Here is an 8,987-nt window from a genome sequence, read left to right as displayed (position 1 = left end):
ATGGCAAAAGGTAAATTCGAGCGGACCAAGCCGCACGTGAACGTTGGTACGATTGGTCACGTTGACCACGGCAAGACGACGCTGACGGCAGCGATCACGACGGTGCTGACGAAGAAGTTCGGCGGCGAAGCGAAGGCATACGACCAGATCGACGCGGCGCCGGAAGAAAAGGCGCGCGGCATCACGATCAACACGGCACACGTCGAGTACGAAACGGCAAACCGCCACTACGCACACGTCGACTGCCCGGGCCACGCTGACTATGTGAAGAACATGATCACGGGCGCGGCGCAGATGGACGGCGCGATCCTGGTTTGCTCGGCAGCAGACGGCCCGATGCCGCAAACGCGTGAGCACATCCTGCTGGCGCGTCAGGTTGGCGTTCCGTACATCATCGTGTTCCTGAACAAGTGCGACATGGTGGACGACGCTGAACTGCTCGAGCTGGTCGAGATGGAAGTTCGCGAACTCCTGTCGAAGTACGACTTCCCGGGCGACGACACGCCGATCGTGAAGGGTTCGGCGAAGCTGGCGCTGGAAGGCGACACGGGCGAGCTGGGCGAAGTGGCGATCATGAGCCTGGCCGATGCGCTGGACACGTACATCCCGACGCCGGAGCGTGCAGTTGACGGCGCGTTCCTGATGCCGGTGGAAGACGTGTTCTCGATCTCGGGCCGTGGTACGGTGGTGACGGGTCGTGTCGAGCGCGGCATCGTGAAGGTCGGCGAAGAAATCGAAATCGTCGGTATCAAGCCGACGGTGAAGACGACCTGCACGGGCGTTGAAATGTTCCGCAAGCTGCTGGACCAAGGTCAGGCAGGCGACAACGTTGGTATCCTGCTGCGCGGCACGAAGCGTGAAGACGTGGAGCGTGGCCAGGTTCTGGCGAAGCCGGGTTCGATCACGCCGCACACGCACTTCACGGCTGAAGTGTACGTGCTGAGCAAGGACGAAGGCGGCCGTCACACGCCGTTCTTCAACAACTACCGTCCGCAGTTCTACTTCCGTACGACGGACGTGACGGGCTCGATCGAGCTGCCGAAGGACAAGGAAATGGTGATGCCGGGCGACAACGTGTCGATCACGGTGAAGCTGATTGCGCCGATCGCGATGGAAGAAGGTCTGCGCTTCGCAATCCGCGAAGGTGGCCGTACCGTCGGCGCCGGCGTCGTCGCCAAGATCATCGAGTAAGGTCGACGATCCGCGGATCCCGACGGGGTCCGCGATTCCGCGGTATGCGGTTGTACCGTCGAAACCGGGTGTCCAGCTTGCGCTGGCACCCGGTTTTGTTTTTCCGGTACCGCGTTGCATGAGGTGAGAAAGCCACACCACCGTTCCACAATTTCGTGTAGAATCGCGGGCTTAGCAGTGGAAGTACCGTCCGGAACCTGGTGCCTCGCTCCCCGCAGGCGTCATGTTTCACGTTCTTTTGATGTTCGGCGATGCAACATCGCCTCGCTCTTTTCAAGGAATCGTCATGCAGCAACAGAAAATCCGCATTCGCCTGAAGGCTTTCGACTATCGTCTGATCGATCAATCGGCTGCCGAGATCGTCGATACCGCGAAGCGGACTGGCGCAATCGTCCGTGGCCCGGTGCCGCTGCCGACGCGCATTCAGCGTTTTGACATCCTGCGTTCGCCGCACGTCAACAAGACGTCGCGCGATCAGCTCGAAATCCGCACCCACCAGCGCCTGATGGACATCGTCGATCCGACCGACAAGACGGTTGACGCGCTGATGAAGCTCGATCTGCCGGCTGGCGTCGACGTGGAAATCAAGCTGCAGTAAGGCTTCCAGCGTCGATCGGCTTGCCGGGCGGCGCTAAGTCTTTGATTGCTTGCGGAAAACGAAGAATCGGGCTATACTGCTTGGCTTTTCGCGTATTCGCGTAAAAAAGTTGGGCCTTGCGTGCCCGGCATTTTGTAAATCAGCCCCGACCAATCGCAGTCGGGAATGGAGAAAATGATGAGCCTTGGACTCGTAGGTCGCAAGGTTGGCATGACCCGTATCTTCACGGCGGAAGGGGATTCGATTCCCGTCACCGTGCTGGACGTGTCGGACAACCGCGTGACGCAGATCAAGACTGTTGAAACCGACGGCTACACGGCCGTGCAGGTTGCATTCGGCTCCCGCCGCGCATCGCGCGTGACGAAGCCGCTGGCAGGTCATCTCGCCAAAGCCGGTGTTGAAGCCGGTGAAATCCTCAAGGAATTCCGCATTGACGCGGCCAAGGCAGCCGAGCTGTCGAATGGCGCCGTGGTCGGTGCAGATCTTTTCGAAGTGGGCCAGAAGGTCGACGTGCAAGGCGTGTCGATCGGTAAGGGCTACGCCGGTACGATCAAGCGTTACAACTTCTCCTCCGGCCGTGCCACGCACGGTAACTCGCGCTCGCACAACGTGCCGGGCTCGATCGGTATGGCGCAGGATCCGGGTCGCGTGTTCCCGGGTAAACGCATGACGGGTCACATGGGTGACGTGACGGTGACGGTGCAGAACCTCGAAATCGCTCGTATCGACGCAGAGCGCAAGCTGCTGCTCGTCAAGGGCGCGATTCCGGGCGCGAAGGGCGGCAAGGTTTTTGTGACGCCGGCCGTCAAGACCAAGGGGGCGAAATAATGGAACTCAAGCTCCTGAACGAAAATGGTCAGGAAGGTGCAGTGGTCAACGCATCGGACGTCGTGTTCGGTCGTGACTACAACGAAGCGCTGATCCACCAGGTCGTCGTCGCTTACCAGGCGAATGCTCGCCAGGGTAACCGCGCGCAGAAGGACCGCGAGCAGGTCAAGCACACGACCAAGAAGCCGTGGCGCCAGAAGGGTACGGGCCGCGCTCGTGCCGGTATGTCGTCGAGCCCGCTGTGGCGTGGCGGTGGTCGTATCTTCCCGAATTCGCCGGAAGAAAACTTCTCGCACAAGGTCAACAAGAAGATGCATCGCGCAGGTCTCTGCTCGATCTTCTCGCAGCTGGCCCGTGAAGGCCGTCTGTCGGTCGTCGAGGACATCATCCTCGAAGCGCCGAAGACCAAGCTGCTGGCCGAAAAATTCAAGACCATGGGTCTCGACTCCGTGCTGATCATTACCGACACGGTTGACGAAAACCTGTACCTGGCTTCGCGCAACCTGCCGCACGTGGCAATTGTCGAGCCGCGCTACGCTGACCCGCTGTCGCTGATCTACTTCAAGAAAGTGCTGGTCACGAAGGCTGCGGTCGCCCAGATCGAGGAGTTGCTGTCATGAGCGAGATTCGCAAGAACGATCATCGTTTGATGCAGGTCCTGCTCGCACCGGTGATCTCGGAAAAGGCGACGCTGGTTGCCGACAAGAACGAGCAAGTCGTGTTCGAAGTCGCGCCGGATGCCACGAAGCAGGAAGTGAAGGCGGCTGTCGAGCTGCTGTTCAAGGTTGAAGTTGACTCCGTCAACGTGCTGGTTCAGAAGGGCAAGCAGAAGCGCTTTGGCCGTTCGATGGGCCGCCGCAAGGACGTGAAGAAGGCGTACGTTTGCCTGAAGCCCGGCCAGGAAATCAACTTTGAAGCGGAGGCCAAGTAATCATGGCAATCGTTAAAGTTAAACCGACTTCGCCGGGTCGCCGCGCGATGGTCAAGGTGGTCAACAAGAATCTGCACCAGGGCAAGCCGTTCGCGGCACTGCTCGACTCGCAGAGCTCGACCGCCGGCCGTAACAACAACGGCCGCATCACCACGCGCCACAAGGGCGGTGGTCACAAGCAGCACTATCGTATCGTCGATTTCCGTCGCACGAAGGATGGCATCCCGGCAAAGGTCGAGCGTCTCGAGTACGACCCGAACCGCAGCGCAAACATCGCGCTGGTGCTCTACGCAGACGGCGAGCGTCGCTACATCATCGCCCCGAAGGGCCTGACCGTCGGCCAACAGCTGATGTCGGGTTCGGAAGCGCCGATCCGTGCAGGCAACACGCTGCCGATCCGCAACATTCCGGTCGGTACGACGATCCACTGCATCGAGATGCTGCCGGGCAAGGGCGCGCAAATGGCGCGTTCGGCTGGCACGTCGGCCATGCTGCTGGCGCGCGAAGGCGTCTACGCGCAGGTTCGCCTGCGTTCGGGCGAAATCCGCCGCGTGCACATCGAGTGCCGTGCAACGATCGGTGAAGTCGGCAACGAAGAGCATAGCCTGCGCCAGATCGGCAAGGCTGGCGCGAACCGCTGGCGCGGTATCCGCCCGACGGTGCGTGGCGTTGCGATGAACCCGGTCGATCACCCGCACGGTGGTGGTGAGGGCAAGACGGCTGCAGGTCGCGACCCGGTGAGCCCGTGGGGTACGCCGGCTAAGGGTTACCGCACCCGCAGCAACAAGCGCACGACGACGATGATCGTCCAGCGCCGTCACAAGCGTTAAGGAGTAGGCAATGGCACGTTCTGTTAAAAAAGGTCCGTTCTGCGACGCCCATTTGCTGAAGAAAGTTGAGGCGGCTGCAGCTTCGCGCGACAAAAAGCCGATCAAGACCTGGTCGCGTCGCTCGACGATTCTGCCGGATTTCATCGGCCTGACGATCGCTGTTCACAACGGCCGTCAACACGTTCCGGTGTACATCTCGGAAAACATGGTCGGCCACAAGCTTGGCGAGTTCGCACTGACCCGTACGTTCAAGGGTCACGCAGCCGACAAGAAGGCCAAGAAATAAGGGGCAATCAAGATGGAAGTGAAAGCAATTCATCGCGGTGCCCGCATCTCGGCGCAAAAAACGCGCCTTGTGGCTGACCAGATCCGCGGTTTGCCGGTCGACAAGGCGCTGAACGTTCTGACGTTCTCGCCGAAGAAGGCGGCTGGCATCGTGAAGAAGGTTGTGCTGTCGGCAATCGCGAATGCGGAGCACAACGAAGGCGCCGATATCGACGAGCTCAAGATCACGAGCATCTACGTCGACAAGGCTGCATCGCTCAAGCGTTTCACCGCGCGCGCCAAGGGCCGCGGTAACCGCATCGAGAAGCAATCCTGTCACATCACTGTGACGGTCGGGAATTAAGGAGCCATACGATGGGACAGAAAATTCATCCGACTGGCTTCCGCCTGGCTGTCAGCCGTAATTGGGCTTCGCGTTGGTACGCGAACAACAACAATTTCGCGGCGATGCTGCAGGAAGACATCGGTGTTCGTGAATACCTGAAGAAGAAGCTGAAGAACGCTTCGGTCGGTCGGGTCGTCATCGAGCGTCCGGCAAAGAACGCGCGCATCACGATTTACAGCTCGCGTCCGGGCGTCGTCATCGGCAAGAAGGGCGAGGATATCGAACAGCTGAAGACGGAACTGCAACGCCGCATGGGCGTTCCGGTTCACGTCAACATCGAAGAGATCCGCAAGCCGGAAACCGATGCGCAACTGATCGCTGACTCGATCACGCAACAGCTCGAGCGCCGGATCATGTTCCGTCGCGCGATGAAGCGTGCGATGCAGAACGCGATGCGTCTGGGTGCTCAGGGCATCAAGATCATGAGCGCAGGCCGTCTGAACGGTATCGAAATCGCACGTACGGAGTGGTATCGCGAAGGTCGCGTGCCGCTTCACACGCTGCGTGCCGACATCGACTACGCGACTTCGGAAGCGAAGACGACCTACGGGATCATCGGCGTCAAGGTGTGGGTGTACAAGGGCGACACGCTCGGCCGCAATGACGCGCCGGTGGTGGAAGAAGTAGCCGAAGACAAGCGTCCGCGTCGCAATGCGCGTCCGGGCGACCGTCGTCCGCGCCGTGATGGCGAAGGCGGCGCTCCGGGTGCTCGCCGTGGCGCACCGCGCCGTGGCGCCGGCAAGCCCGAAGACGGCAAGACTGGAGAATAACGATGCTGCAACCGAAACGCAGGAAGTATCGTAAAGAGCAGAAGGGTCGTAACACCGGCAAGGCGACGCGCGGCAACGCAGTGTCGTTCGGTGATTTCGGCCTGAAGGCGATCGGTCGCGGTCGTCTGACCGCACGTCAAATTGAAGCGGCGCGTCGTGCAATGACGCGTCACATCAAGCGTGGCGGCCGCATCTGGATCCGGATTTTCCCGGACAAGCCGATTTCGCAGAAGCCGGCCGAAGTGCGTATGGGTAACGGTAAGGGTAACCCGGAGTACTACGTCGCCGAGATTCAGCCGGGCAAGATGCTCTATGAAATGGACGGCGTAACCGAAGAACTGGCACGCGAAGCGTTCCGTCTGGCTGCAGCCAAGCTGCCGCTGAAGACGGCGTTCATCGTGCGCCAGCTCGGCGCCTAAGGAGAAAATATGAAGGCTTCCGAACTTCTCCAGAAAGACCAGGCCGCGCTCAACAAGGAGCTGGCGGACCTGCTGAAGGCGCAATTCGGCCTGCGCATGCAACTCGCGACCCAGCAGCTCACGAACACGAGCCAGCTGAAGAAGGTTCGTCGCGACATCGCACGTGTGCGGACCGTCATGACTCAGAAGGCGAACCAGAAATGAACGATAGCGTGAAAACCTCGCTGAAGCGGACGCTGGTCGGTCGGGTCGTCAGCAACAAGATGGACAAGACCGTCACCGTGCTGATCGAGCACCGCGTCAAGCATCCGATCTACGGCAAGTATGTCGTGCGCTCGAAGAAGTACCACGCGCACGATGAAGCGAACACCTGCAACGAAGGCGATCTCGTCGAAATCCAGGAAACTCGTCCTGTTTCGAAGACGAAGGCCTGGGCGGTGTCGCGCCTCGTCGAAGCAGCTCGCGTCATCTAAGCGGGCAGTGCAGTAGGCAGTAACAAGCACTTCTCCACGAAGTGCTTGAAATCGCAAAGTTTTTGCTTGCGTGACCAGGGTTATTTGTTATAATCCTGGTCTTCCCTCTTTATGGGAGCCCCGTCGCGGGCGAAATTGGTGGGGGAAGCGGACTGGCGCCAGCCTGTCTGAAAGATTCACCGAATTGCGATGGCGGGTTTCGTTTGCCGTCGCTGCTGTTCCAACCCAAGCAGCCGATTGGCTGACGGGACCAAGACTGACCGAATGCATCATGGTGGTGCATCCGGATTAAGTTGGGAAAGACAAACCATGATCCAGACCGAATCTCGGCTCGAAGTAGCCGACAACACGGGTGCACGTGAAGTCCTGTGCATCAAGGTGCTCGGCGGCTCGAAGCGTCGTTATGCCGGCATTGGCGACATCATCAAGGTGAGCGTCAAAGAGGCAACGCCGCGCGGGCGCGTGAAGAAAGGCGAAATCTACAACGCCGTAGTGGTTCGCACCGCTAAGGGCGTGCGCCGTCAAGACGGCTCGCTGATCAAGTTCGACGGCAACGCCGCTGTGCTTTTGAATAACAAGCTCGAGCCGATCGGCACCCGTATCTTCGGGCCGGTGACGCGTGAGCTGCGTAGCGAACGATTCATGAAGATCGTTTCGCTGGCGCCGGAAGTGCTGTAAGGAGTCGCGATGAACAAGATTCGCAAAGGTGACGAAGTGATCGTCGTCACTGGCAAGGACAAGGGCAAGCGCGGCGTCGTGCTGGCTGTCGGTGCTGAACATGTGACGGTTGAAGGTATCAACCTCGTCAAGAAGCATGTGAAGCCGAACCCGATGAAGGGTACGACGGGCGGCGTGGAAGCGAAGACGATGCCCCTGCATATTTCGAACGTCGCACTGGTCGACGCGAATGGCAAGGCGTCGCGTGTTGGCATCAAGGTCGAGGAAGGCAAGAAGGTTCGCTTCCTGAAGACGACCGGTGCCGTACTGAGCGCCTGACGCAGCGGAGTAAAAAATGGCTCGTTTTCAAGAGTTTTACAAAGAAAAGGTTGTGCCCGGCCTGATCGAGAAGTTCGGTTACAAGTCGGTCATGGAAGTGCCGCGCATCACCAAGATCACGCTGAACATGGGTCTTGGCGAAGCGATCGCTGACAAGAAGATCATCGAGAACGCCGTTGGCGACCTCACGAAGATCGCTGGTCAGAAGCCGGTCGTGACGAAGGCACGCAAGGCAATCGCAGGCTTCAAGATCCGCCAGGGCTACCCGATCGGCGCGATGGTGACGCTGCGCGGCCAGGCGATGTACGAATTCCTCGACCGCTTCGTGACCGTCGCACTGCCGCGCGTGCGCGACTTCCGCGGCGTGTCGGGTCGTGCTTTCGATGGCCGTGGCAACTACAACATCGGTGTGAAAGAGCAGATCATTTTCCCCGAAATCGATTACGACAAGATCGACGCACTGCGTGGGCTGAACATCAGCATCACGACCACTGCGAAGACCGACGACGAAGCAAAGGCTCTGCTCGCCAGCTTCAAGTTCCCGTTCAGAAACTGAGGTTACCGTGGCTAAACTGGCACTGATCGAACGTGAAAAGAAGCGCGCCCGCCTGGTCGCGAAGTTCGCAGCAAAGCGCGAAGCGCTGAAGGCGATCGTCGAAGACCAAAGCAAGTCGGAAGAAGAGCGCTACGAAGCACGCCTGGAGCTGCAGCAACTGCCCCGCAACGCAAACCCGACCCGCCAGCGTAACCGCTGCGCGATCACGGGCCGTCCGCGTGGCACGTTCCGTAAATTCGGCCTCGCGCGTAACAAGATTCGTGAAATCGCATTCCGTGGCGAGATTCCTGGCCTGACCAAGGCGAGCTGGTAATAGGAGAAACGTAAATGAGCATGAGTGATCCTATCGCCGATATGCTGACTCGCATCCGCAACGCGCAGATGGTCGAGAAGGTATCGGTCGCGATGCCCTCGTCGAAGGTCAAGGTTGCAATCGCGCAAGTCCTGAAGGACGAAGGTTATATCGACGATTTCGCGGTGAAGGCTGAAGGCGCGAAGGCAGAACTGAACATCGCGCTGAAGTACTACGCTGGCCGTCCGGTCATCGAACGCCTCGAGCGCGTGTCGAAGCCTGGCCTGCGCGTCTACCGCGGCCGTAACGACATTCCGCAGGTCATGAATGGCCTCGGCGTGGCAATCGTGTCGACGCCGAAGGGCGTGATGACCGACCGCAAGGCGCGCGCTACCGGCGTCGGCGGCGAAGTCATCTGCTACGTCGCTTAAAG

17 protein-coding genes are annotated in these 8,987 nt (G+C 59.7%); all 17 read left to right on the top strand.

The genetic code is table 11. From position 1 onward, the window contains the following. The 17 genes from tuf to rpsH all read left to right on the top strand — a co-directional run bounded on the left by tuf (nt 1) and on the right by rpsH (nt 8,985). Complete coding sequence (gene tuf, locus JYG32_RS13095; protein WP_011350666.1) at nt 1–1,191, top strand: elongation factor Tu; 1,191 nt, start codon at nt 1–3, stop codon at nt 1,189–1,191. Between the two features lie 286 nt (nt 1,192–1,477). Beyond that, nucleotides 1,478–1,789, top strand: a complete 312-nt coding sequence (gene rpsJ / locus JYG32_RS13090; protein WP_004199280.1) for a 30S ribosomal protein S10 — start codon at nt 1,478–1,480, stop codon at nt 1,787–1,789. Nucleotides 1,790–1,966: 177 nt separating this feature from the next. After that, the gene (gene rplC / locus JYG32_RS13085) at nt 1,967–2,617 is read left to right on the top strand and encodes a 50S ribosomal protein L3 (RefSeq protein WP_006482922.1); all 651 of its coding nucleotides are present in this window, start codon (nt 1,967–1,969) and stop codon (nt 2,615–2,617) included. Next, on the top strand, nt 2,617–3,237 hold the full coding sequence (gene rplD / locus JYG32_RS13080) for a 50S ribosomal protein L4 (RefSeq protein ID WP_011350675.1): 621 nt from the start codon (nt 2,617–2,619) through the stop codon (nt 3,235–3,237). The genes rplC and rplD overlap by 1 nt, the downstream gene beginning before the upstream one ends. Further along, nucleotides 3,234–3,548 (top strand): 50S ribosomal protein L23, encoded by a 315-nt coding sequence (gene rplW, locus JYG32_RS13075; RefSeq protein ID WP_004199275.1) that lies wholly within the window; start codon nt 3,234–3,236, stop codon nt 3,546–3,548. Before rplD ends, rplW begins: the two co-directional genes overlap by 4 nt. Nucleotides 3,549–3,550: 2 nt before the next feature. Then, entirely contained in the window at nt 3,551–4,378 is an 828-nt protein-coding gene (gene rplB, locus JYG32_RS13070) for a 50S ribosomal protein L2 (protein WP_006482900.1), read from the top strand. A gap of 10 nt (nt 4,379–4,388) precedes the next feature. After that, complete coding sequence (gene rpsS, locus JYG32_RS13065) at nt 4,389–4,664, top strand: 30S ribosomal protein S19 (protein ID WP_004199273.1); 276 nt, start codon at nt 4,389–4,391, stop codon at nt 4,662–4,664. Nucleotides 4,665–4,676: 12 nt separating this feature from the next. Next, on the top strand, nt 4,677–5,006 hold the full coding sequence (gene rplV, locus JYG32_RS13060; protein ID WP_007730533.1) for a 50S ribosomal protein L22: 330 nt from the start codon (nt 4,677–4,679) through the stop codon (nt 5,004–5,006). 11 nt (nt 5,007–5,017) lie between these two features. Next, complete coding sequence (gene rpsC, locus JYG32_RS13055; protein WP_006482899.1) at nt 5,018–5,818, top strand: 30S ribosomal protein S3; 801 nt, start codon at nt 5,018–5,020, stop codon at nt 5,816–5,818. A gap of 2 nt (nt 5,819–5,820) precedes the next feature. Beyond that, nucleotides 5,821–6,237, top strand: coding sequence for a 50S ribosomal protein L16 (gene rplP / locus JYG32_RS13050; RefSeq protein WP_006752927.1), 417 nt, complete (start codon nt 5,821–5,823; stop codon nt 6,235–6,237). Nucleotides 6,238–6,246: 9 nt separating this feature from the next. After that, nucleotides 6,247–6,441 (top strand): 50S ribosomal protein L29, encoded by a 195-nt coding sequence (rpmC, locus tag JYG32_RS13045; protein WP_006400652.1) that lies wholly within the window; start codon nt 6,247–6,249, stop codon nt 6,439–6,441. Then, nucleotides 6,438–6,710 carry a 30S ribosomal protein S17 gene (gene rpsQ / locus JYG32_RS13040; RefSeq protein ID WP_047899582.1) on the top strand — a complete coding sequence of 91 codons (273 nt, stop codon included), beginning with the start codon at nt 6,438–6,440 and terminating at the stop codon, nt 6,708–6,710. Before rpmC ends, rpsQ begins: the two co-directional genes overlap by 4 nt. A gap of 309 nt (nt 6,711–7,019) precedes the next feature. Further along, nucleotides 7,020–7,388 (top strand): 50S ribosomal protein L14, encoded by a 369-nt coding sequence (gene rplN, locus JYG32_RS13035; RefSeq protein WP_006482918.1) that lies wholly within the window; start codon nt 7,020–7,022, stop codon nt 7,386–7,388. Nucleotides 7,389–7,397: 9 nt separating this feature from the next. Continuing rightward, the gene (rplX, locus tag JYG32_RS13030) at nt 7,398–7,706 is read left to right on the top strand and encodes a 50S ribosomal protein L24 (RefSeq protein WP_006477187.1); all 309 of its coding nucleotides are present in this window, start codon (nt 7,398–7,400) and stop codon (nt 7,704–7,706) included. A gap of 16 nt (nt 7,707–7,722) precedes the next feature. After that, a complete protein-coding gene (gene rplE, locus JYG32_RS13025; protein WP_006477186.1) occupies nt 7,723–8,262 on the top strand; it encodes a 50S ribosomal protein L5 in 540 nt (179 codons plus the stop codon). Nucleotides 8,263–8,269: 7 nt separating this feature from the next. Beyond that, nucleotides 8,270–8,575 carry a 30S ribosomal protein S14 gene (rpsN, locus tag JYG32_RS13020; RefSeq protein WP_006482884.1) on the top strand — a complete coding sequence of 102 codons (306 nt, stop codon included), beginning with the start codon at nt 8,270–8,272 and terminating at the stop codon, nt 8,573–8,575. A 14-nt stretch (nt 8,576–8,589) separates the two neighbouring features. Further along, nucleotides 8,590–8,985 carry a 30S ribosomal protein S8 gene (rpsH, locus tag JYG32_RS13015; RefSeq protein WP_034183605.1) on the top strand — a complete coding sequence of 132 codons (396 nt, stop codon included), beginning with the start codon at nt 8,590–8,592 and terminating at the stop codon, nt 8,983–8,985. Nucleotides 8,986–8,987 lie beyond the last annotated feature (2 nt).

This window comes from Burkholderia pyrrocinia (genome assembly GCF_018417535.1).
GTDB lineage: Bacteria > Pseudomonadota > Gammaproteobacteria > Burkholderiales > Burkholderiaceae > Burkholderia > Burkholderia pyrrocinia_E.
This window is presented reverse-complemented; position numbering and strand designations above follow the sequence as displayed.

Bases quoted from the DNA above. Each gene is read 5' to 3' on its own strand.
- tuf (WP_011350666.1), top strand. From the start codon at position 1: ATGGCAAAAGGTAAATTCGAGCGGACCAAGCCGCACGTGAACGTTGGT.
- rpsJ (WP_004199280.1), top strand. From the start codon at position 1,478: ATGCAGCAACAGAAAATCCGCATTCGCCTGAAGGCTTTCGACTATCGT.
- rplC (WP_006482922.1), top strand. From the start codon at position 1,967: ATGAGCCTTGGACTCGTAGGTCGCAAGGTTGGCATGACCCGTATCTTC.
- rplD (WP_011350675.1), top strand. From the start codon at position 2,617: ATGGAACTCAAGCTCCTGAACGAAAATGGTCAGGAAGGTGCAGTGGTC.
- rplW (WP_004199275.1), top strand. From the start codon at position 3,234: ATGAGCGAGATTCGCAAGAACGATCATCGTTTGATGCAGGTCCTGCTC.
- rplB (WP_006482900.1), top strand. From the start codon at position 3,551: ATGGCAATCGTTAAAGTTAAACCGACTTCGCCGGGTCGCCGCGCGATG.
- rpsS (WP_004199273.1), top strand. From the start codon at position 4,389: ATGGCACGTTCTGTTAAAAAAGGTCCGTTCTGCGACGCCCATTTGCTG.
- rplV (WP_007730533.1), top strand. From the start codon at position 4,677: ATGGAAGTGAAAGCAATTCATCGCGGTGCCCGCATCTCGGCGCAAAAA.
- rpsC (WP_006482899.1), top strand. From the start codon at position 5,018: ATGGGACAGAAAATTCATCCGACTGGCTTCCGCCTGGCTGTCAGCCGT.
- rplP (WP_006752927.1), top strand. From the start codon at position 5,821: ATGCTGCAACCGAAACGCAGGAAGTATCGTAAAGAGCAGAAGGGTCGT.
- rpmC (WP_006400652.1), top strand. From the start codon at position 6,247: ATGAAGGCTTCCGAACTTCTCCAGAAAGACCAGGCCGCGCTCAACAAG.
- rpsQ (WP_047899582.1), top strand. From the start codon at position 6,438: ATGAACGATAGCGTGAAAACCTCGCTGAAGCGGACGCTGGTCGGTCGG.
- rplN (WP_006482918.1), top strand. From the start codon at position 7,020: ATGATCCAGACCGAATCTCGGCTCGAAGTAGCCGACAACACGGGTGCA.
- rplX (WP_006477187.1), top strand. From the start codon at position 7,398: ATGAACAAGATTCGCAAAGGTGACGAAGTGATCGTCGTCACTGGCAAG.
- rplE (WP_006477186.1), top strand. From the start codon at position 7,723: ATGGCTCGTTTTCAAGAGTTTTACAAAGAAAAGGTTGTGCCCGGCCTG.
- rpsH (WP_034183605.1), top strand. From the start codon at position 8,590: ATGAGCATGAGTGATCCTATCGCCGATATGCTGACTCGCATCCGCAAC.